Origin of the sequence: Lichenifustis flavocetrariae (genome assembly GCF_026130545.1) — a bacterium.
In the GTDB taxonomy this organism is placed as follows: Bacteria; Pseudomonadota; Alphaproteobacteria; order Rhizobiales; family Beijerinckiaceae; genus Lichenihabitans; species Lichenihabitans flavocetrariae.
On sequence record NZ_JAMOIM010000005.1, the window covers coordinates 266,512 to 287,579 of the forward strand.

Annotated in this window: 16 protein-coding genes and 1 pseudogene; 9 read left to right on the forward strand and 8 right to left on the reverse strand. The window is 62.6% G+C overall.

Annotated features, from left to right (window positions below; all coding sequences use genetic code 11):
* Positions 1–72 precede the first annotated feature (72 nt).
* The 3 genes from M8523_RS10420 (at position 73) to M8523_RS10430 (ending at position 3,051) form a co-directional block, all read left to right on the forward strand.
* The gene (locus M8523_RS10420; protein ID WP_282584792.1) at positions 73–1,956 is read left to right on the forward strand and encodes a bifunctional sugar phosphate isomerase/epimerase/4-hydroxyphenylpyruvate dioxygenase family protein; all 1,884 of its coding nucleotides are present in this window, start codon (positions 73–75) and stop codon (positions 1,954–1,956) included.
* A gap of 426 nt (positions 1,957–2,382) precedes the next feature.
* Entirely contained in the window at positions 2,383–2,670 is a 288-nt protein-coding gene (locus M8523_RS10425; RefSeq protein ID WP_282584793.1) for a ribbon-helix-helix domain-containing protein, read from the forward strand.
* A gap of 165 nt (positions 2,671–2,835) precedes the next feature.
* On the forward strand, positions 2,836–3,051 hold the full coding sequence (locus tag M8523_RS10430) for a hypothetical protein (protein ID WP_282584794.1): 216 nt from the start codon (positions 2,836–2,838) through the stop codon (positions 3,049–3,051).
* Between the two features lie 197 nt (positions 3,052–3,248).
* Here M8523_RS10430 and M8523_RS10435 read toward each other — a convergent pair whose 3' ends face one another.
* Both M8523_RS10435 and M8523_RS10440 read right to left on the reverse strand, forming a co-directional pair.
* Positions 3,249–4,790, reverse strand: coding sequence for a putative bifunctional diguanylate cyclase/phosphodiesterase (locus M8523_RS10435; protein ID WP_282584830.1), 1,542 nt, complete (start codon positions 4,788–4,790; stop codon positions 3,249–3,251).
* On the reverse strand, positions 4,790–5,335 hold the full coding sequence (locus tag M8523_RS10440) for a heme NO-binding domain-containing protein (protein WP_282584795.1): 546 nt from the start codon (positions 5,333–5,335) through the stop codon (positions 4,790–4,792). Before M8523_RS10440 ends, M8523_RS10435 begins: the two co-directional genes overlap by 1 nt.
* Positions 5,336–5,566: 231 nt before the next feature.
* Between M8523_RS10440 and M8523_RS10445 the strand changes: the two genes are divergently transcribed.
* Positions 5,567–7,912 (forward strand): nitric oxide synthase oxygenase, encoded by a 2,346-nt coding sequence (locus tag M8523_RS10445; RefSeq protein WP_282584796.1) that lies wholly within the window; start codon positions 5,567–5,569, stop codon positions 7,910–7,912.
* A gap of 1,056 nt (positions 7,913–8,968) precedes the next feature.
* Here M8523_RS10445 and trmD read toward each other — a convergent pair.
* Together trmD and rimM are read right to left on the reverse strand one after the other, a co-directional pair.
* Positions 8,969–9,643 (reverse strand): annotated as a pseudogene (trmD, locus tag M8523_RS10450) (tRNA (guanosine(37)-N1)-methyltransferase TrmD); the annotation flags it as partial.
* A 3-nt stretch (positions 9,644–9,646) separates the two neighbouring features.
* On the reverse strand, positions 9,647–10,192 hold the full coding sequence (gene rimM, locus M8523_RS10455) for a ribosome maturation factor RimM (RefSeq protein ID WP_282584797.1): 546 nt from the start codon (positions 10,190–10,192) through the stop codon (positions 9,647–9,649).
* A gap of 202 nt (positions 10,193–10,394) precedes the next feature.
* On the opposite strand from rimM, the gene hpnN reads away from it, so the two are divergent.
* On the forward strand, positions 10,395–13,043 hold the full coding sequence (hpnN, locus tag M8523_RS10460; RefSeq protein ID WP_282584798.1) for a hopanoid transporter HpnN: 2,649 nt from the start codon (positions 10,395–10,397) through the stop codon (positions 13,041–13,043).
* Positions 13,044–13,386: 343 nt separating this feature from the next.
* Here hpnN and hpnK read toward each other — a convergent pair whose 3' ends face one another.
* The 4 genes from hpnK to M8523_RS10480 form a co-directional block, all read right to left on the reverse strand.
* Complete coding sequence (hpnK, locus tag M8523_RS10465; protein ID WP_282584799.1) at positions 13,387–14,238, reverse strand: hopanoid biosynthesis-associated protein HpnK; 852 nt, start codon at positions 14,236–14,238, stop codon at positions 13,387–13,389.
* 88 nt (positions 14,239–14,326) lie between these two features.
* Positions 14,327–15,760 carry a hopanoid biosynthesis associated radical SAM protein HpnJ gene (hpnJ, locus tag M8523_RS10470; protein ID WP_282584800.1) on the reverse strand — a complete coding sequence of 478 codons (1,434 nt, stop codon included), beginning with the start codon at positions 15,758–15,760 and terminating at the stop codon, positions 14,327–14,329.
* The gene (gene hpnI, locus M8523_RS10475) at positions 15,760–16,935 is read right to left on the reverse strand and encodes a bacteriohopanetetrol glucosamine biosynthesis glycosyltransferase HpnI (RefSeq protein ID WP_282584801.1); all 1,176 of its coding nucleotides are present in this window, start codon (positions 16,933–16,935) and stop codon (positions 15,760–15,762) included. Before hpnI ends, hpnJ begins: the two co-directional genes overlap by 1 nt.
* 122 nt (positions 16,936–17,057) lie before the next feature.
* On the reverse strand, positions 17,058–18,062 hold the full coding sequence (locus M8523_RS10480) for a lysylphosphatidylglycerol synthase domain-containing protein (RefSeq protein WP_282584802.1): 1,005 nt from the start codon (positions 18,060–18,062) through the stop codon (positions 17,058–17,060).
* Between the two features lie 186 nt (positions 18,063–18,248).
* On the opposite strand from M8523_RS10480, the gene cobO reads away from it, so the two are divergent.
* The 4 genes from cobO (at position 18,249) to M8523_RS10500 (ending at position 21,055) form a co-directional block, all read left to right on the forward strand.
* Positions 18,249–18,866, forward strand: coding sequence for a cob(I)yrinic acid a,c-diamide adenosyltransferase (cobO, locus tag M8523_RS10485; RefSeq protein ID WP_282584803.1), 618 nt, complete (start codon positions 18,249–18,251; stop codon positions 18,864–18,866).
* Positions 18,866–20,329, forward strand: a complete 1,464-nt coding sequence (locus tag M8523_RS10490) for a cobyric acid synthase (protein WP_282584804.1) — start codon at positions 18,866–18,868, stop codon at positions 20,327–20,329. Before cobO ends, M8523_RS10490 begins: the two co-directional genes overlap by 1 nt.
* Before the next feature lie 143 nt (positions 20,330–20,472).
* On the forward strand, positions 20,473–20,754 hold the full coding sequence (locus M8523_RS10495; protein ID WP_282584805.1) for a type II toxin-antitoxin system ParD family antitoxin: 282 nt from the start codon (positions 20,473–20,475) through the stop codon (positions 20,752–20,754).
* An 85-nt stretch (positions 20,755–20,839) separates the two neighbouring features.
* Positions 20,840–21,055, forward strand: a complete 216-nt coding sequence (locus M8523_RS10500; protein WP_345894238.1) for a type II toxin-antitoxin system RelE/ParE family toxin — start codon at positions 20,840–20,842, stop codon at positions 21,053–21,055.
* The last annotated feature ends 13 nt before the right edge of the window (positions 21,056–21,068 follow it).

The following is a 21,068-nucleotide window of genomic DNA, read 5'->3' on the forward strand; positions in this document are numbered from 1 at the left end:
CGCTCTAATCCGGGCCCCAGGCGATTTCGTCCCGCCCTGCATCCAAAACCTTCAACGCCAAGGAGACACACCATGAAGACGTCGATCGCCACGGTGTCGCTCAGCGGCGAGCTGCCGGACAAGATCCGAGCCATTGCCCGGGCCGGTTTCGACGGGGTCGAGATCTTCGAAAACGATTTTATCGCCAACGACCTGTCGCCCCGCGAGGTCGGCGCCATGGCGCGGGACGCCGGACTCGTGGTGACACTGTTCCAGCCGTTTCGCGATTTCGAGGGACTGCCGGAACCGTTCCGCACCAAGGCTTTCGATCGCGCAGAGCGCAAATTCGACGTCATGCAGGAAATCGGCACCGAGCTGATCCTGGTCTGCTCCAGCGTGTCACCGCATGCGCTGGGCGGCATCGACCGTGCCGCCGCCGACCTGCGGGAGCTGGGCGAGCGGGCGCATCGGCGCGGGCTGAAGATCGGCTATGAGGCGCTCGCCTGGGGACGCTTCATCAACGACCATTGGAGCGCCTGGGAGATCGTGCGCCGCGCCGACCACCCGGCGGTCAGCATCATCCTGGACAGCTTCCACACGCTTGCACGGGAGGTCGATGTGGCGAGCATCCAGGCCATCCCGGGGGACAAGATCGCCCTGGTGCAACTCGCCGATGCCCCGCGACTGCAGCTCGACCTCCTGTCCTGGAGCCGCCATTTCCGCACCATGCCGGGTCAAGGCGACCTGCCGGTCGGCGCTTTCCTCGATGCCGTGCGGGCTACGGGCTATGACGGCGTGCTGTCGCTCGAGATCTTTAACGACCAGTTCCGGGCCGGCGCGGCCGGAGCCGTCGCGGTGGACGGCCGCCGCTCGCTGATCCTGCTCGACGATGATGCCAAGCGGCGGACCCAGAACCCGACCGGTCGGTTGCTGCCCGCGCGCTCGCCCTGCAGCGGGATCGAATTCATCGAATTCGCCGTGGACGAGGGCGCGGTCGCTGAGCTCGAAACCCTGGTCCGCGCCCTCGGCTTCCAGCCGAAAGGCCGGCACAAATCCAAGAACGTGACGCTCTGGTCGCAGAACGGCGTCAATCTCGTCATCAACAGCGACGGCGAGGGCTTCGCCCATTCGGCTTATTTGATGCACGGACCGGCCGTCTGCGCCATGTGCCTGCGCGTGGCGGATGCCGGGGCCGTGCTGGCGCGCGCCGAGGCGCTGCTCGCAACGCCCTTCCAGCAGCCGGTTCTCGAAGGCGAGCTCGACATTCCGGCCATCCGCGGGGTCGGCGGCAGCCTGCTGTATTTCATCGACGACAAGAGTGATCTCGGCCGCCTCTGGGACATCGATTTCGAGGCCGTGGACGAGGACGGCGCGAATGCAGGCATTGGGCTCGTGCGCATCGACCACGTCGCCCAGTCGATGGAATATGACGAGATGCTGTCGTGGCTGCTCTTCTACACGTCGATCTTCGACGTCGCGAAGGCGCCGGGCATGGACATTGCTGATCCCGGTGGCCTTGTGCGCAGCGTCGTGCTGCAGAATGCCGACGGCACGCTCAGCCTCGTTCTCAACGGATCGCAGAGCCAGCACACTGCCTCGGCCCGGTTCCTCAGCGAGTTCTTCGGCTCGGGCGTGCAGCATATCGCCTTCGAGACCAAGGACATTTTCGAGACGGCGCGCGCCATTCGGGCCGCAGGCTTTTCCACCCTGCCGATCCCCGAGAACTACTACGACGACCTCGAAGCCCGCTACGATCTTCCCGACGCCGTGATGGCCGATCTACGCGCCTTGGGCATCCTCTACGACCGTGACGAGGCCGGCGAATTTTTCCAGCTCTTCACGCGCTCCTTCGCCGACCGCTTCTTCTTCGAAATCGTGGAGCGGCGGAATTATCGCGGGTTCGGCGCGCCCAATGCCGGTGTCCGCCTCGCGGCGCAAAAGCGCCTCTCCCGGCCCTCGATCATCCCGCGATGGTGATTGTCGATTGCTGATCCTGTCAGGCGCAACGGAGGCAGCGGTGCAGAGAGATTTGCGGATGTGAGAGGTCTGGCATCTTGGCGACGGCAGATAGTGGGACGAGGAGCAGCAGCTCTGGCGCAACGGCCAAGGCCGACCCGTGCTCCGCCGGGCCGTCAACGACAAGGCCGCCATGCGGACGACCAAGGCCTATCTTGCGACCAGCCATCGCGATCAAAGTCCAGGCCACAATCTCAAGGCCTTTGCCAACGGCGCCATATGCTCCGCGACCGGGCCAAGCATCAGCGTCGACGTCGGATCGCACTGCCATGCGCAAGGCGATCGACGACCTGTTCTTGGAACCTGACCGGCCTTGCACGGGATAACGGAAGCTCCGGGGCAATCATACTAAGTATGATATAGCATGCCATATGCGAGGAAACTGCCATGGCTGAGATCGAGCGTCTTACCATCACCTTGCCGTCGGAAATGGTGGCCGTCGTGAAAGGCGCTGTCGACACGGGCGATTATGCCTCCGCCAGTGAGGTGGTGCGCGCGGCCTTGCGCGATTGGAAGTTGAAGCGCGCCCTTCAGTTCGAGGAACTGGCCGCGCTCAAAGCCGACATCGAGACGGGCCTTGCGGACGTGGTAGCCGGCCGCTTGAAAGATTTCGACACCGCTCGCATCGTCGAGCGAGGCAGGAAGGTATTGGCCGCCCGCTCAACCTCCGCCTGACCGAAACGGCCGAAGCCGATCTCGCCGAAATCTGGAACACGTCAGGCTTGAATCGTCTGAAGCCATAGCGACGCGGCTGCTGGGTCGCATCGAGGCTGCCTGTGAGCCTTACTGCAGTTCTCTCAGATCGGCGCCGCACGAGATCAGCTTGCCCACGGCCTTCGTGTGACGTTCGAGGGCAATTTCGCCATCTATTGCCGGGCCAATGAACGAGATCTTGTCACTATCCGAGTGCTGCACGGCGCCCGCAATGTGGCGACCCTGGCGGCACGGGGGAGGCTTCATCGAACGAAGCTTACATCGACACCGGACACCACCGATGTTCCCTCCCCTGCTGAACTGATCGGCTCGCGCGTCATCATCCACGTGATCGATCGCTGATACGTTATTGTCTTGCAAGCTTCCGCCCGAGGAAGTCGCGGACATGGGTTGCGATCTCGTGATCGTGGGTTTCCTGCGCGAAGTGACCTGCATCGAGAAGATGGACCTCCGCAACACCACCAACACCTTCCACGGCGATTAGAACTATACTGTCGTCCCAAATCACCGAAACCAGAGCGATGAATCGCCGACGCCTCCTAACCTTGAAGCAGCCTCGGCGATGGCATGGAATTGACGACGTCGGGTTGCCAACTCGCCTGTAATCGATCGTGCTCCGTCGCCCGGCCAAAGTAAAAGCCCTGGAGTCTGTCGCATCCGAGATGACTGAGCCACTCGGCTTGGGTGACCGTCTCTACACCTTCAGCCACCACCCTGAGGTCCAGCGTTCGCGCGATCTCGACAATGGCAGCAAGGATGGTCCTGGCCTTAGGATCTTCGGCAATGTCCGCCGTGAGCACACGATCAAGCTTGAGCTGGTGGAGAGGCAGGCGTCGCAGGTAGCCGATGTTCGAGTAGCCGACGCCGAAGTCGTCAAGTGCGACGTGAACCCCGAGACCGGCAACTTCCTCGAGCTGCAGGCGGGCATTTCCGAGATCGTTGAGCAGCACATCCTCCGTGATCTCGACGATCAGAGCCGAAGGGGGAAAGCCTTCGTCGCGGACGATGTTATCGACGATACGGGCAAGCTGGCCCGAGCGGAACTGGCTCGGCGAAACATTCACCGACGCCTGTTTAATCAGTCCCGAGCCGACCCAAGAGAGGGTTTTGCGACAGGTTCCCCGAAGCATGGCAATAAACAGCTCGTTTGTCAGGCCACGCTCCTCGGCGAGACTTAGAAACATGGCAGGCTGCAAAAGTCCTCGCGTAGGATGTCGCCAACGCGCGAGCGCTTCCACCGCGACGAGTTTGGACGTGCGTGCCTCAACGATCGGCTGAAACCATGGCTCCACATCGCCCTGCTCGATCGCAAGCTTCAAATCAGAGCCGATGGCACGGCGGTCGTCATACTCGCGGCGCAGCTGCTCATCGAAGACCACGAAGGTTGTGCGACCAGCGGCTTTCGCTCTGTAGAGGGCCAAATCGGCAAACCGCTGGAGTTCGGCGGCATCGCTGCCGTGGTTGGGATAGATCGATATCCCTATGGAACAAGACGCCTCCACGACATGGCCGCGATACCGGAGAGGCTCGCGGAGGAATGCAATGATCCGGGTCGCGACAGCGGCGAGATCGGCCGGGCACGTGCAGTCGTCAATCAATGTTGCGAACTCGTCACCACCGAGCCTTGCCACGCGGTCGGGCCCACAGACCGCGGCTGCGATACGCTCGGCGGCATGGCAGAGCAAGGCATCGCCCACGTCGTGCCCAAATCCATCGTTGACGTCTTTGAAGTTGTCGAGATCGATCAGAAACAAGGCGAAGACGCGCCGATCCACCTGGCTATTTTGGATCGCCGCCTCAACCCTGCGCGCGAACACCATACGGTTCGCGATGCCGGTCAATTGATCGCGTTCAGCCAAGGCCAAGGCTTTGCGCTGGGCGTCGGCGAGTTCGTGGGTCCTGTCGCACACCCGTTGTTCGAGGTCCTCCGCCAAGCGCTGCAGTCGTTGGTTGGCGGAATAAAGTTCGCGCGACTTCGCTTCGAGCAGCTCTTCCGCTTCGATTCGTGCTCGCCGCTCTCGGCTGAGCCGACGCTCGTACTTTGCCTGAAGAGCCTCGACCGTCACCGCCGCCGGTTGCATCAAGCGGCCTGTTCGATCAAAAAGCGGGTGAAGGGCTCCGCTTCGTCCTCCACCCGCCGCCGCGAGATCGTGACGGTCTCGCCGAAGTGCCGGGCGGCGGCACGGATCATGCCCTCAGCAAGCGACTCAAGCGGTCGGCAGCTCGCGTAGTCGATCGAGAGATGGCCGGCATCCCGTGAGTTCGTCCGGAATGTGGGGAGTTCGGCGTCGGGATACAGCTTGTAGACTTCGACGTGAATGTGTTGATCGACGCTTTCGAGAAAGTCGAACAGGGTCTTTGAAGCCGTGAAGAAGTCGGGGTATTTTATGGCAAAAGCAGAGCACAAGTGGCCACCGAAAGCTTTCAGGAGCGCGTCCGCACTTGCTCTCGTGCGGTGGCAGAGTGCCGCGACGAGGCGCTGCATCTCCTGGAAGGGATAAGTACCCACCGAGGTGTAGGCTCCGTCATGAGGTAGCGCCGCATCCTCGATAATCTCGTCGGCCATATCGGACCCGTGGGTCGCTGCAACAAAGTCCAGGAACTCGGTAAAAACGACACCCTTCATGGATCGTACTCGCTCGACAATGGGGAGGGTAGATCAACAGCGGCTCTGCCTTAGACGTAGATGTCACTGATTTCCAACTCGTGAATAGCATCGGCGAATTTGTCGTTAACCAATCTTCTTAATGTTCTATTAAGGCATCTTGCCCGCCCGCCCGCTTGAAACTACCAGTGATGCTGCGGTGGCTTTGCACAAGATTGGCTTCGGCCTTCCTGGTGCTCAGGGGAAATCGGCATGAATTTACCTATCGGCGGGGCTCAGCTGGCAGGTGAGAGGATCGGTCTCAATCGTGACGGATTGCTTTGCGACGCACCGAGCGGTTTGGCACGGTTTCGCCGGCCCGGAGTGGAATGCGAACATCGGCTGACCTTCGGGGATGATCGAGCGATCGGCTTGGCAGGAGGGCGGCTTGTGGAAATCCTTGCGCCCGCCACTTGGTCGGGACTGGGTGCACTCGTGCGTCTTCTTCGTTCGGGGTTTGCGGTGGAGCCATGGCGGCTCGCCTTGTTCCAACAATGCGGCAATCTCTACGTCGAACCCACGCCAATCGCGGAGCGCTCCGACGAACCGATATGCGCCTGCACAGGCGTGACCCGCGGTGAGATCGTCGGGCTTACGGGAACGTGCGCGAACCGCACTGAGATCGGGCGGGCGTGTGGCGCGGGAAAAGTTTGCGGCGGCTGCGGCCCCCTGATCGACGAGATCATCGGGGAAGGGTCGATGGCCGATGCAGAACTCGTCGGCGTTGACGATCTCGGCGATGACGTGAAGCGTTTCCGTTTCCGTTACGTCCCGGAGGTGTTAGTGGCGGACGATCCAGGTTCCTTCGTACATGTCCAGTGCACCATCGGGAACCGACGTATTTCACGGCCTTACACGATCGCGGCAACGACGCGAGATGGCGACATCGAAATCCTGGTAAAACGCGATCCGATGGGCGTTTTCTCGCGCTGGCTGCATGATCACGCCACGACAGACTGTGTCTTCCGCCTCTCGTTACCGCAGTGTAGTCGGCGCCCCGACAAGTCGAAAGGCGTGGTTTTCATTGCGGCCGGCATTGGGATTACTCCAGCACTTGCCGAAATGTCTGAAAGGGGACCGGACAAAGTCAGGGTCCATTGGTCGTTACGCGGTGCAGCACGGTCGACGTTCGCAGCCGCCATTGCGGCCGCGGCCGCGGCGGCGGGCTGTGGCCTGATTGTGCACGACACAACGGCCGCAGGTCGCGTCACCGATTGGATCGGCCTCTACCCGATCGACACGGCTGATGCTGTGATCGTGTGCGGCCCACCGGCCTTTCAGCAAGCAGTGGTGTCTTCACTTCGTGAAGGCGGTTGGAAAGAGGACAACATCATCGTCGAGAGCTTCGTGCCGCGCGGTCGGACGCTGACTAAACTCGCTCACATCGACAGCTTCGACTATCTTCAAGAGCCGGTGGTCGCCCACAGCTTTCACCTTGCGCCGGTCGGCTCTGTTCTCGACGAGGCTCACGCATTTCTCCGGCAGTTTTATTTCGAACACGGCGCACCGGATGCCTTCGACCTCCGCTGGCACGAAGTCTCCAAGTCCATCGCGGCCACGGGAAGCTACACTCAAACCTACGAGGAACTCGCCTTCGGAGCGCGGCTCGCATGGCGTAACTCGGCCCGGTGCATCGGCCGCTTCTTTTGGCGCTCGCTCAAGGTTCGGGACCTTCGTCACCTCAACACCGAAGAAGCGATCTTCTCGGCCCTCGTCGACCACCTGGAACAAGCCACAAACGGGGGCGACATCGAACCCATCATCTCCGTATTCGCGCCCGACAAACCCTGCATTCGCATTCTCAATCCGCAGTTGATCCTCTACGCCGGCTATAGCGAAAAGGATGGCTCGGTGCTCGGCGACCCGAAAAGCATCGAAATTACACAGATTGCGCTCGACCTCGGTTGGTGCCCACCCGGTACAGCTTTCGACGTGCTGCCGATCATTATCCAGATCGGCGATCGCGAGCCCAAGTGGTTCAACCTGCCCGAGCCGGCGGTCCTGCAGATCGAACTGAGCCATCCGCGCCACGAGATTTTCTCGCTCCTTGGCTTGCGTTGGTTTGCGGTCCCTGCGGTGTCAGGAATGGCACTCGATGTAGGCGGCATCCAATACACGGCTGCCCCATCGAACGGCTTCTACATGGGGACGGAGATCGGTAGCGGAAATCTTGCGGACCCGTCACGATACGATCAGCTTCCCGCTGTCGCGGCCGCCATCAAGCTCGATACTGCGGATCCGCTGTGGCGCGACCAAGCCATGCTCGACCTCAATGTCGCGGTGTTGCACTCCTTTAAAAAGGCCGGTGTGCGCATTCTCGACCATCACAGCCTATCGAACTTCTTTATGCGCTTTCGCGAGGAGGAAGCGCTTGCCCGGCGCCCGAGCTACGGCCATTGGGCCTGGGTCATGCCTCCAATGGGGGGTAATCTCTCGCCTGTTTGGCGGGACCACACGCTTAAGAAGAAAATCCTCAAGCCAAACTATTTCTACCAATCCATGAAGATAATGGACGTTGCGGAACGCGATCTGACACTCGCGATCAATGATGCTGCCTAGAGGAGATACACTTACCCGGTTATGCTCTCGGCATCTGTCCTGTTAGGTTTGCTCTCTAGCCAGTCATTCGCCTGTGGAAGCACTTGAGACCATTCTTGTAAACACCTTTATCTTCAACCCGGTTTCCCTTGCAGGCCTGCATGTGGGGATCCTGCAGAGCGCGCCGCCTGATCGCCCCCGTCACCCAGTTTCCAGCATAGCTCCCTCAATAGCGGAGATCCTCCGCTTACGAGGTGTCTCGTTCAACCCTGAGGCGCAGGAGCAGAGACCGTTTCAAAAGGAACCATGCCGGGACTCGCTGCTTTCGACTGCATGATCGGGCGGCAGGGTGTTGTTCTGTTCTGGAACTGTTGGGATGGCCATGGCGTCACGGGAATGTTCGGAGGCCACATCGATCTCTGGAACAAAGATGTCATGGGGAACGGCCTTTCCTATCGACTGTCCGGTGACAGGCCGACAAGGTGGGAATCGACGTTCTTCAGAGCCGCAAGATTTCATTTTGGCCCATGGATGAACATAAGCGTGGAAGGTAGAGCGCCGAGGCTGCTGACCGGTGGCAAGCATCTGTGAAATGTTCGAGCGCCGTGTTGCGGCCAAGACTGTCTCGTTTTCTTTGGCGACAACGACACGTTTCAGTCCAGAGCAGCCCTCAATGAAGGCTGGTGGCGGCGCTTGAAGGGCGTACCCCTGAGCGAGAAAGCTTCCCGCTTTTCGAAGGACATTCGGCGCCCCAGCGCGTCAATCCACCCAGCCCTTGCGACGCGCCTCCAAAGTTGCGAAATCATAGGCGTCGAGGGCAAGGCTTTCGGAGGGGGCATGGCCGCTTTCCCCCGCCCCGTGCGCCTGATGGACCAGCTGCAGGCGGCCGTTCTTGTCGGCCACTTCGAAACGCCACCAATGACCTTCGTGTTTGTGCCGGACCGTGAGGGTTCCGTCCTGCGCATCCACGCAGGCGAACGGCGCCCCGAATGCGGGTATGTCATTATCCTCTTGCGGCATGAGGCCTCCTTTTGGGGCGCGGGGCGGGACAGGCACTGTCTTGGTCGGCTTGGCCGTAGCCAGGAGATCCGGGCGCCGTCTGCGCGTGAGCGCTTCCGATTGTGCCTTTCGCCAGGCCGCGATCCGCGCATGATCACCGCTGAGCAGGATCTCCGGGATCGGAACACCCTCGAAATCACGCGGCCGGGTATAGTGGGGATATTCGAGCAGGCCGTTCTCGAAGCTCTCCTCGCGCTCCGAGTCAGCCGCGCCCATGACGCCGGGCAGCAACCGGACACAGGCATCGAGCAGCACCAGCGCGCCGAGTTCGCCGCCCGATAGCACATAGTCGCCGACCGACACTTCGATGAGGTTCCGGGCGCCGATCACACGCTCGTCGATCCCCTCAAAGCGTCCGCACAGAACGGCAACGCCAGGACCATCGGCAAGCTGGCGAACAAAACTCTGGTTGAGCGGCACACCACGTGGACTCATCACGAGGCGGGGGCGTGGATCGTCGAGGGTGAGGTGGGCATCGAGGGACGCAGCGACGACATCCGCCCGCATCACCATGCCGGGGCCACCGCCGGCCGTGCGATCGTCGACCGCCCGGTGCCGTCCGAGACCATGATCACGGATATCGAAAGTCTCGCAGGCCCACACTCCCCGCGCGAGAGCCTCGCCCGCAAGTGAGAGGCCCAGTGGGCCGGGGAACATGGCCGGGAACAGAGTGAAAATGCTGGCGCGCCACATGGCTCAAGGCTCGCCGGGCATGTCTGCGTCCGTGTCCGGGTCTTCCGACAGGGCACCCTCGGCCAGAACGACGCGTCCGCCCGCAATGTCCACGACCGGAACAAACGCTCGGGTGAACGGCACAAAGAAGGTCTCGGCCGACGCGGGAGCGATTTCGAGCAGGTCGCCCGCCCCGAAATTCTGCAGGCTCACCACACGTCCGACATCCAGGCCCTTGTCGTCTTCGGCCCGCAGACCGACGAGGTCGGCGTGATAGAATTCATCGGCGTCGGGCGGCGGCAGGTCGTCGCGGGCCACGAGCAGCTGCATGTTCGTCAGCAACTGGGCTGCGTCGCGGTCGACCAGTCCCTCGAACCGAACCACCAGCATGTCATCCTTGAGGAGACGGGCCGCCGCGACTTTCAGGCAGCGCCGACCGTCTCCGGTCCAGAGCGCCGGATAATCGGCAAGCGACATGGGCTGATGCGTGTAGCTCTTCACCCGGACCTCGCCTCGCACGCCGTGAGGTGCGCCGATGACGCCGACGAGGATTCGATTGGGCTGCGTCATGAGATCCGATTGCGACTCTTGGATCGGCCAGAACATGGCCGCTGCGACGCATCGCTTAATCGACCGTTCATCCGCAATCAACGATTCGAGACGACACTCTCGCGATCAGGCGAACCCGCCTGCCTTGAAAACCACGGCCGATCCGCGTAGCGGTAGTCTCGCTCCGTTCGGGGCTTGTCGACACGGAGATTTTTGCGACCGAATGCTGACCACGATCGTTGCCCGCATCGTAGCCGCCTGCTGCCGCCATGCCAAGCTGGTTCTTCTCCTCGCGCTCGTCGCGACGGTGGCGGCCGTCACCTATTCGGCTACGCATTTCGCGATCAACACGGATTCAAGCAAGCTGATCTCGACGAAGCTGCCCTGGCGTCAGTACGAGGCCCAGTTCAACAAGGCTTTCCCGCAGAACAACGACCTGATCCTGGTGGTGGTCGACGGACAGACGCCGGAACGCGCCCAGCAGGCCGCGGCTGCGCTTGTCGAAAAGCTCGCGCCGCAAACCAGCAATTTCGAATTCGTCCGTCTGCCGCCTGAAGAAGCCTTCTACGGCCGCGAAGGCTTGTTGTTCCAGAGCCTCGACGAGGTCAAACAGGCGGCCGACCGGCTCGAGCAATCCTCCCCATTGCTCAGCACGCTCGCCTACGACCCGACCCTGCGGGGCATCGCCTCGGCGGTGCAGTTGATCGCGACAGGCGTCGTGCGTGACAAGCTCCCGCTCGATCAGGCGGCGCCGCTCTTCACCAAATTCGCCGTGCCGTTCGATGAGGCGCTCGCGGGCAAGACCGCCGTGTTCTCCTGGCAGAGCCTGTTTCAGGAGGGCCATGATTATGAGCGAGGCAAGCGCCGCTTCGTCTTGGTGAAACCCAAGCTCAACTTTTCGGATATCGAGCCGGGCGGCCACGCGACCGATATTATCGAAACGACCGTCAAGGAACTCAATCTCGTGCCGAGTACGGGCGTCAAAGTACGCCTGACGGGCTCGATTCCCTTGAACGACGAGGCCTTCAGCTCGGTCAAGGACGGCTTCGCGCTGAACAGCGCCATCACGGTGCTGGCGGTGATCCTGCTCCTCTGGCTCGCCTTGAAATCGGTACGGCTCATCGTGGCCGTGTTCGTCAGCACAGCCGTGGGTCTCCTCCTGACCGCCGGGATCGGGTTCTTCCTGGTCGGTGCCCTCAATCTGATTTCCATCGCGTTCGCGGTGCTGTTCGTCGGCATCGGGGTCGATTTCGGCATCCAGCTTAGCGTCCGCTATCGCGAAGAGCGCTTCAGGAAGGCCGAATTGCTTCCGGCCATCGTCGGCGCAGGCGTGCGGGCCGGCCGGGGGCTCTCCCTGGCGGGGGCCGCCACTGCGGCCGGGTTCTACTCCTTCCTGCCCACCGATTACCGTGGCGTCTCTGAACTCGGCATCATCGCCGGGACCGGCATGATCATCGCGTTCTTCACCAGCATTACGGTTTTGCCCGCCATGCTGATTCTCCTCAAGCCACCGGCAGAAGGGAAGGAAGTCGGCTATTCGTTCCTGGCTCCGCTCGATCTCTTTCTGGAGCGTCGCCGGTGGTGGGTGGTCGGCGTCATGCTCGCCGTCATGATTGCGGGCCTGCCCCTCCTCAGGGACCTTCGGTTCGACTTCAACCCGAACCATCTCAACAACCCGCATTCAGAGTCGCTGGAGACACTCGACGATCTGCGCAAGGACCCGGCCACCACGACGAACAAGATCGAGGTTCTGGCGCCTTCCCTCGACGCCGCCCAGGTCCTGGCCGGCAAGCTCGCGGCCGTTCCGGAAGTGGCATCGCTCCAGACCATCAACACCTTCATCCCGCCTGATCAACAGCCCAAACTCGATGCTCTGAAAGACGTGGCCGAGAACCTCGGGCCCGAATTGGCACCCACCAAACTGAAGACCGCGCCGAACGAACAAGATGATCGGGACGCTCTCGCCAGCGCGGCCGCCATGCTGAAGCAGGCCGCCGCCAAAGGAACTGGCCCGGCCGCCGACACAGCCACGCATTTGGCGAATTCGATGACGAAGCTCGCGGCCGCGCCGGCCGAGGCCCTTCAGCATGTCCGCGACGCGATGCTGCCGCCGATGCATATTCTTCTCGACCAGATCCGCGGCTCCCTTTCGGCAGCGCCCGTCTCCCTCGCGACGATCCCGGAGGACCTCAAGACCGACTGGCTGACCTTGGACGGACAGGCGCGGATCGAGATCACGCCGAAGGACATCACAGGGACCAACGCCGCGTTGCAGCAGTTCAGCGATGCCGTCCTGGCGGTGGCTCCAAACGCGACGGGCGAGCCGGTGCTGATCCAACAGTCCGGTAAGACGGTGATCTGGGCCTTCATCGAAGCAGGGCTCTGGGCGCTCGGCTCGATCGCCGTGATCCTGTATCTGGCGTTGCGGCGGATCTCCGATGTTCTGGTGACCCTTGTGCCTCTGCTATTTGCCGGTCTGATCGCGATGGAATTGACGGTGTTGATCGGACTGCCGATCAATTTCGCCAACATCATCGCGCTACCCCTGCTGCTCGGCCTGGGGGTCGCCTTCAAGATCTACTTCGTCATGGCGTGGCGGGACGGACAAACCCACCTGTTGCAGTCGAGCCTGACCCGCGCGGTGTTCTTTTCCGCGATGGCGACGGCCGTTGCGTTCGGCAGCCTCTGGTCGTCGAACCATCCGGGGACCTCCAGCATGGGCAAGTTGCTGGCCTTGTCGCTGGCCTGCACGCTGATCGCGGCCGTGTTCCTTCAGCCGGCCCTAATGGGACCGCCGCGTGAAGGCGCCAAGAAGCAGGAAGAGTTCGAAGAGGAAGAGGCCGCTCGGGCGATTGAAAAAGCGGTCGCCTGACGTCAGGTCGCTCGACCCTCGCTGAAGATATCGTGCCGAGCGGCCGCACGATGTCTCGGAAGGCGCTACAGGTCATGCGTCCTCGCGCTGATTAGTGGCCCGTCAGTGCGTCGAGGTAATACCAACCTGATGAGGCTTTACGGGTGCCGTGTCCTTCGGCCCCGCAAGCGGCTGTCGGGCTCACGCTTTGTCTGACGGCCCCGTGCGGTTTTCTCCTCTCTCCCTTGTGGAGAGGGACTGGGGGTGAGGGTCGCGAAAAAACCCGATTTCCGGCCAGGAGCGGCCGGTCGAACCGAATGCAGCTTGGTATGACACGTGAGGATCAGTGGCAGCCTGGGTCGGGTTAAGCCGCTTTTCCTGCCACGTCGCCGTAGCCGCCCCAAGTGGCGCCGCAGGCCAGGGCGGCGACACGGACGGAGTCGGACATCAGGCCCGCAAGCTCCTCGCTGTAGCGATAGCCGGGAGCAGCGCCCAGATAGCCGCCGGACATGGCGGGATGGGTGTAGATCTCGGTGACGCCCTGCGGAGGGTGGACCAGGAGCGCCGCGAGACGCTGTTCGGTCATGCCGCCCGACCACGCCAAGCCGAACACATGGTCTGGTACCCGGAAGCCAGCCCAGCGCAGGCGACGCTTGAGGAGCTGCGTCCAGGGTTGCGTGATCAGCGGCGTGAGACGTGGCGCCTTCGGGTCGATGGCCCGGATCATCACATGCGGCTCGTCAGGCACCCGGACCGATCGCATGCCGTAACGTGGACCGATGCGCATCAGCAGCGTGGCGACGGTCGGATGAAGATGGAAGTGCTTGTGGGCGTTGACGTGGTCGAGCGCCAGGCCCGTGGCGGCAAAGACCGAGAATTGCGCCTCGATCTCGGCGGCCAGTTGCGCCTGGACGTTTTTGCGGAAGAACATATCGGCGCCCGCACGGGCCATGTCGGTGCGGAACAGCCCATCGGGCCCGACAAGATCCGGGATCTGGGCCCGTGACAAGACAGGCGGCGCTTCCAACAGGGTCAGGTGAAGCCCGACCCTCAGTCCCGGAAGGCGCCTCGCCCGCTCCACGGCATCGGCACAGGCTGGAGCCCCGACCATGAGGCTCGCGGCGGTCAGGACCCCGCGTGTGTGGGCCAGTTCGACCGCCTCGTTGACTTCGCGTGCCAACCCGAAATCATCGGCTGTGACGATCAGATGCTTCATGACCCTGTGACGACACGCAATCCGAGGCAGTGGGAGAGCGGCATTCCGGGTTGCGGAACGCCGCCGAAGGTCCCTGCCTTTAGCGTGACTAAGCGGCCAAATCCAGGCTGCGACGCTCCTTCAGGAAGTGGAAGAATTCCACGCCCTCGCGCAGGCGGCGCACCATCATCTGCCGGTCCCGCACCATCTCGCCGACGATCGAGGCGATCTTGCCCGTGCGGAAGTAGAAGGAGCGGTAGAAGGTCTCGACCGACTGGAAGATTTCCGTGTGGCTCAAGTGCGGATAGTGCAAGGGCGCGATCTGCACGCCGCTGTCATCCACGAGCTCGGCGTTCTTTTCATCGAGCCAGCCGTTCTCGACCGCCTGGTTGAACAGGAACGTGCCGGGATAGGGCGCGGCCAGTGACACCTGGATGGTGTGCGGGTTGATCTTTTTGGCGAAAGCCATCGTCTCCTGGATGGTCTCCTTCGTCTCGCCCGGCAGGCCGAGGATGAAGGTCCCGTGGATCGCGATGCCGAGTTCGTGGCAATCCTTGGTGAATTTTTCCGCGACCTCGATCCGCATGCCCTTCTTGATGTTGTGAAGGATCTGCTGGTTGCCGGATTCGTAGCCGACGAGGAGCAGGCGCAGGCCGCCGTCCTTGAGCTTCTTCAGCGTCTCGCGCGGCACGTTGGCCTTGGCGTTGCACGACCAGGTGATGCCGAGCTTGCCGAGACGCTCGGCGATCTTCTCGGCGCGCGGCAGATCATCGGTGAATGTGTCGTCGTCGAAGAAGAATTCCTTGGTCTGCGGGAAGTTCTTCTTGGCCCACACGATCTCCTCGATCACGTGGTCGACCGAGCGGGTGCGATAGCGGTGGCCGCCGACCGTCTGGGGCCAAAGGCAGAAGGTGCAGCGCGACTTGCAGCCGCGACCCGTGTAGATCGAGATGTAGGGGTGCTTCAGGTAGCCGATGAAGTAGTTCTCCATCACGAGGTCGCGCTTGTAGACCGGCGTGACGAAGGGCAGCGAATCCATATTCTCGAGGATCGCGCGGTCCTTGTTGTGGACGATGACGCCGGAGTCGTTGCGGAACGACAGACCCGGGATCGAGGCCCAGTTCTGGCCGTCGGCGACGTCCTTCACGGTGAAATCGAATTCGTTGCGGGCCACGAAGTCGATGACGGGCGCCTGGACGAGGCTCTTGTCGGACTCGACCGCCACTTTGGCGCCGATCATGCCGATCTTCATGTTGGGATTGGCAGCCTTGAGGGCTTGGGCGCACTTCACATCCGACGCGAAGGACGGAATGGACGTGTGCATGATCGTCAGGTCGAAATCCTTCGCCTGGGCGGTCACTTCGGCGAGCTTTGTCTTGTGCGGCGGAGCGTCGATCAGCTTGGAGTTTTCCACGAGCGCGGCCGGCTGCGCCAGCCACGTCGGATACCAGAACGACTTGATCTCGCGCTTGGCCTGGTAGCGGGAGCCCGCTCCGCCGTCGAAACCGTCGAAGGAAGGCGCTTGAAGAAAGAGCGTTCGCATTAGGGTCCTGTGCTGTCGGGCGCGGTCAAAAGTCCGTCCGGGCGGACACGGAGTCGATGACCACGCCAGTCGATCGATCCGGGAAGAAAACTGCCGAGGAACACGGCGAAAGAAAGAAGATCACGAACCACGAAGAGAGAAAGCTCCACTGTGTCTTTTTGGACAAAGCGTTTGACTTGAAAGAGCAGTGCCATCCTGAGCCCAATGACGAGGCACAAAAGGGCGATGCTCCGCCAGTGAAGACCATCGGCCAGCACCGCCAGGATCCCAAAGGGCAGGACGTGGGTCACGACGGACCCGACGAAGCCGCCAAAATTGACGGTCCGGATGGTGCGGTTCCAACGCAACTCCTGCCGCAGGAGCGCCCTCAGGCTCGTCGCGGCCGACATATGCCCCAACACGGGCTGTGCCGGCACGGCCACCTTGAGGCCCAGACGCCTGACCGCGACGCCGATCTCGTAATCGTCCGCCAGATGGTCTTTGAAGCTCATGAAGCCGCCGATCTCCGTCAGCGTGTCCCGACGAAGCGCGATGGTCGACCCCATGCAGGGCTTCGCCAGTCCCAAGCTCAGGCCGAGCACGACATTGGGCAGGAACTGGCCGTCGACCCATCCGGTCGCGAGGCGAGACCAGAGGTTTGGCAAAGAGACGCCCCGATAGAGGCACGTGACGGCTCCGACACCGGCCTGTTGCAGCGCGCCGACCACGCGAGAGAGGTAATCGGCTTCGACCCGCATATCGCTGTCGGCCAGCACCACGATCTCGCCGTCGATGTCACGGCTCATGTTGATGAGATTTGACACCTTGCCGTTACGGCCGTGCCGTCGAGGGTCGATGACCAGCCGAAGATCGCGTTCCGGATAAGCGCGCCGCAGCCGTTCGACAGTCTGGATCGCCGGATCGGTCCGGTCTCCCACGCCAAAAACCACGGTGATCCGGCCCGGATAATCCTGCTCCACGACGGACGATAAATTCTCGAACAGCATCGGCTCGTCGCCGTGCAGCGGCTTCAGGATTGTGACCGCGGGATAGGCGATCGGCCTGTCGTCGGTCTGACCCGCATAGCGGATGAGGCAGATGATGGAGGCGATCGCGTGGAGGCAGCCGGCACCAGTCAGCAGCCAGAGGATGAGGAGAATCGGGCTCAGAACGCCACCCGTTGGTTTGCACTCCAAGCCGATATGGCGCAGGGGAAAATGGTCATCGGACGTGCCGTTCGGTGGTCGAGCGACGCCCTGCCGCCCTGTTCGGATCAGATCTTCAACCCTCGTGACGAAACCGCACTCCCCCAGGCGGTTCAGACGGTCGAGGATTCACGCTGCTTCGCATCAACCGGTGGGGTGCGCAAGAGTCGGCGGCCCTCCAGACCCTGCCAAATCAGGAGACCGGGTATTCCGAGCAACACTTCGGGCAGGCGCTTGACGAGCGATAAGGCGATCGCGGTCGGGGCCGGAATGCCGAAGATCGCGCAGAGCGCCACGAAGCCGCCCTCCTGCACCCCGATCGCGCCCGGCACCACGAAGGCGGCGCCCCGCACGGCTTGGGCCAAGCTCTCGATGATCAATGCCGTCGAGTACGTGACCGGTTGCCCCATGAAACGTAGAGCGACATCGATCTCCAGGACACCCACGAACCAGATGACGAGATGCAGCAGGATGGCGGCCAGCACGGCGCCTGGACGCCGATAGAGGGCCTGCAGACTTTCGTGGAGCGATCTGATGCCGCCGAGCGCGGCCCATTTTGGGTTTTGGGCCAGACGGGCGAAGAGTTTCTCCACCAGCTTGAAACCGCCGAGCCGTTGTGCTGCGAAAAAGCCCAGCAAGGCCGGCGCCATGATGGCAAGGCCGACCAGCACCCAGCGGGCCAGAGCGGTGTCGCCGGTATAGGCGATCAGCAGCGCCACGCCGAAGAGCGTGAAGAAGAATTGCGTGAGCGTCTGCACGAACAGATCGACGATGACGCTCGCACCCGCGAGGCCTCCGGCCGGCCCGAAAAAGGTGAGAAGCCGGGCGCCGATGAGGTCGCCGCCGACCTGGGCGACCGGCAGCAGGCAATTGATCGATTCGCGAAGCCAGCGGAGCAGGATGAAGATGCGCAATGGCGGGCGGCTCTCGGCCGGCAACAGCCAGGCCCAAGCGACGCCGGCCCCGGACGTCTCAATCGCACGGACGGAGATCACCAGCAGGGCGCCCCAGCCGACGGCTTCAAAGGCCGACCAGACCGACCCCGCACCGAAATAGCCGACCAGCGAGATGGCGGCGACAAGCCCGATGAGGGCGGCAAGGGCGAGGGATTTGGGCATTGGCTTCGTTCCGCTGGCGAGCCCTGCCGCCTTTCCGGGGTCAATCAGCCTCGTCTGGAGGCGCGATGCGCCGCTTATGGCATCTTCCGGAAGCGACCTGAAGCCTGATCGCGCTGAACTTCGACGGTCGCGGCAAAGCACGGGGACGGATGACCGTCGTGGCAAAGCACGCTATGCCCTGATCCCATGTCCGAACTTGTACCCGACGCCGTCTCCCGCCACAAAACCAAGATGGCGAATCGCAAGGCCGTGCAGGATGCCGAGGTCGCCAGCAAAACGATCGGCGAAAAGGGACTGCTGATCGTCAACACCGGGCCCGGCAAGGGCAAGTCCACGGCGGCCTTCGGTCTCGTGCTCCGCGCTTTGGGACACGGATGGTCCGTGGGGGTGGTGCAGTTCATCAAAGGCGCGTGGGACACGGGCGAACGGCGTGTGCTCGAAGGCTTCTCGGAGCATGTGCGCTGGCACACGATGGGTGAAGGATTTACCTGGGAAACGCAGGACCGGGGACGCGACGTTGCGGCCGCCGAAGCCGCTTGGACCCAGGCACTGACCCTGATGGCGGACCCGGCGGTGCAGCTTGTGGTGCTCGATGAACTCAACATCGCCCTGCGCTACGACTACCTGCCGCTCGACAAAGTCGTGGCGGCCTTGAGTGCCCGGCGTGCGGACCTGCATGTCGTGGTGACGGGACGAAACGCCAAGCCGGAGATGATCGCGGCCGCCGATCTCGTCACCGAGATGACGGTCGTGAAGCATCACTTCGGCGCCGGCGTGAAGGCGCAGGCGGGCATCGAGTTCTGATGGGCGCGCGCGCCTTGATGATCCAGGGGACGGGCTCCGACGTCGGCAAGTCGCTCATGGTGGCGGGCCTTTGCCGCGCCTTGACACGTCGCGGGCTGCGGGTGCGGCCGTTCAAGCCGCAGAACATGTCCAACAATGCGGCCGTCACGGCCGACGGCGGCGAGATCGGCCGCGCCCAAGCGCTACAGGCCCGTGCCTGCGGCGTCCCGGCCAGCGTGCACATGAACCCGATCCTCCTGAAGCCGCAGAGCGAGATCGGGTCGCAGGTCGTGGTGCAGGGCCGGGTGATCGGAAACGCGAAGGCGCGTGAGTTCCAGGGAATGAAGCCGGGCCTGATGGGCGCGGTGTTGGAAAGCTTCGCGGCACTCCGGCGCGAAGCCGATATCCTGCTGGTGGAGGGCGCCGGCTCCGCCGCCGAGGTCAACCTGCGCGACAACGACATCGCCAATATGGGATTCGCCCGGCGGGTGGACGTGCCGGTGGTGCTGCTCGGCGACATCGACCGCGGCGGCGTCATCGCCCAGATCGTCGGCACCAAGGCCGTGATCGATCCGGCCGACGCGGCCCTCGTGGCCGGTTTCCTGGTCAACAAGTTCCGCGGCGACCCCGTCCTGTTCGAACCGGGGATACGCCTGATCGAACGACACACCGGTTGGCCGGGGTTCGGCCTCGTGCCCTTTTTTACCGACGCGCATCGCCTGCCGGCCGAGGACGCCATGGCTCTGACAGGGATGCGGACTCGACATCATCAGCAAGGCCAGATCAACATCGTGGTGCCACTTCTGCCGCGGATCTCGAATTTCGACGATCTCGATCCGTTGCGTCTGGAGCCTGGCGTCGCTCTGCACATGGTGCGTCCCGGCGATCCCCTCCCCCTTGCCGATCTCATCATCCTGCCGGGTTCGAAAGCCACAATCGCCGATCTCGCGGCACTTCGGCGCGCCGGTTGGGATATCGACATCCTGGCACATGCCCGCCGGGGCGGCCGCGTGCTCGGGATCTGCGGCGGCTACCAGATGCTCGGAACCCGCATCGACGATCCCAACGGAGTGGAAGGCCCGCCTGGCTCGTGCGACAGCCTCGGGCTTCTCCAGGTCGAGACGGTGCTGTCAGGCGCGAAGACGCTTCAGGCCGTGCAGGGCACCTCTGTGGCAGACAATGCCGCCTTCTCGGGTTACGAAATGCATATCGGCGTGACGCAAGGGCCGGATCTGTGCCGACCGTCGCTCCGATTCATCGATGGTACCGCGGATGGAGCGACCTCTCCGAGCGGCAGGGTCGCGGGCTGCTATGTGCATGGGCTCTTCAACAATGACGAGCAACGTGCGGCCTGGCTGCGCCGCCTCGGCGCGCCGGTCTCCGATATGGACTACGAGTTCACCGTCGAGGCAACGCTTGACGCGCTGGCGGAGCATTTGGAGCGACACGTCGCAGTGGACCGTTTGCTCGATCTCGCGCGTTGATTGAGCCTGTCCGAACCTCTGCTGCCCTGAGGCAAACGTATCCTTTCGCGTGAAAGGGTGCGGAACGGCAGGACTGTTTATCTTAGCCAGGTATGAACATATCATACTGTCAGATGACGTTTGCGACGAGCAGGAGAACCGCAATGTCCACTATCGAGAAGCGAACATTCAGTCTGCCTGCCGAACACGCCAATTTCATTGACTCTCTAGTGGCGTCAGGAAGCTACGCGTCGGGAAGCGAAGTTGTTCGAGCCGGGCTTCGTGCACTGCAAGAACGTGACGCCGCTGTCGAACGATGGCTACGGGAAGATGTCGCTTCCGTATATGACGCAATGAAAGCTGACCCAGCGCGTGGCCTGTCGACCGAGGCGGTGTTTGGGGCCGTGAGGACGCTGCATGCGGCACGCCTCAAAGGAACGCAGTGAAGCAACGCCACGTCAATTTTTCTCCTGAGGCGGGAGGCGACCTGATAAAGCTTACGAACGGATCGCAAACGCTGCGGGTGAACGCGTGGCCTTGGGATATATCGAGCGGCTCGAAGCCTTTTGCCTTGGGTTCGATTTGGCATCCGAACGCGGCCACCGGCGGGATGATATTCGTCCCGGTCTCCGCATCATCGGGTTTGAGAAGGGCATCACGGTCGCCTTCATGGTCGACGACGTTCAGGTGAGTATTTTGCGGCTTTTTTCAAAGGGTCAGGATTGGGAAACCGCCCTGCTACGGTAGGCGGATAGACTCA

Excerpts from the sequence above, each read along its gene's own strand:
- rimM (WP_282584797.1), bottom strand. The coding sequence starts at position 10,192 with ATGACGCAGCCCAATCGAATCCTCGTCGGCGTCATCGGCGCACCTCAC.
- hpnJ (WP_282584800.1), bottom strand. The coding sequence starts at position 15,760 with ATGCGAACGCTCTTTCTTCAAGCGCCTTCCTTCGACGGTTTCGACGGC.
- M8523_RS10435 (WP_282584830.1), bottom strand. The coding sequence starts at position 4,790 with ATGCAACCGGCGGCGGTGACGGTCGAGGCTCTTCAGGCAAAGTACGAG.
- M8523_RS10445 (WP_282584796.1), top strand. The coding sequence starts at position 5,567 with ATGAATTTACCTATCGGCGGGGCTCAGCTGGCAGGTGAGAGGATCGGT.
- hpnN (WP_282584798.1), top strand. The coding sequence starts at position 10,395 with ATGCTGACCACGATCGTTGCCCGCATCGTAGCCGCCTGCTGCCGCCAT.
- M8523_RS10490 (WP_282584804.1), top strand. The coding sequence starts at position 18,866 with ATGGGCGCGCGCGCCTTGATGATCCAGGGGACGGGCTCCGACGTCGGC.
- M8523_RS10420 (WP_282584792.1), top strand. The coding sequence starts at position 73 with ATGAAGACGTCGATCGCCACGGTGTCGCTCAGCGGCGAGCTGCCGGAC.
- hpnK (WP_282584799.1), bottom strand. The coding sequence starts at position 14,238 with ATGAAGCATCTGATCGTCACAGCCGATGATTTCGGGTTGGCACGCGAA.
- M8523_RS10440 (WP_282584795.1), bottom strand. The coding sequence starts at position 5,335 with ATGAAGGGTGTCGTTTTTACCGAGTTCCTGGACTTTGTTGCAGCGACC.
- M8523_RS10480 (WP_282584802.1), bottom strand. The coding sequence starts at position 18,062 with ATGCCCAAATCCCTCGCCCTTGCCGCCCTCATCGGGCTTGTCGCCGCC.
- cobO (WP_282584803.1), top strand. The coding sequence starts at position 18,249 with ATGTCCGAACTTGTACCCGACGCCGTCTCCCGCCACAAAACCAAGATG.
- M8523_RS10495 (WP_282584805.1), top strand. The coding sequence starts at position 20,473 with ATGTCCACTATCGAGAAGCGAACATTCAGTCTGCCTGCCGAACACGCC.
- M8523_RS10425 (WP_282584793.1), top strand. The coding sequence starts at position 2,383 with ATGGCTGAGATCGAGCGTCTTACCATCACCTTGCCGTCGGAAATGGTG.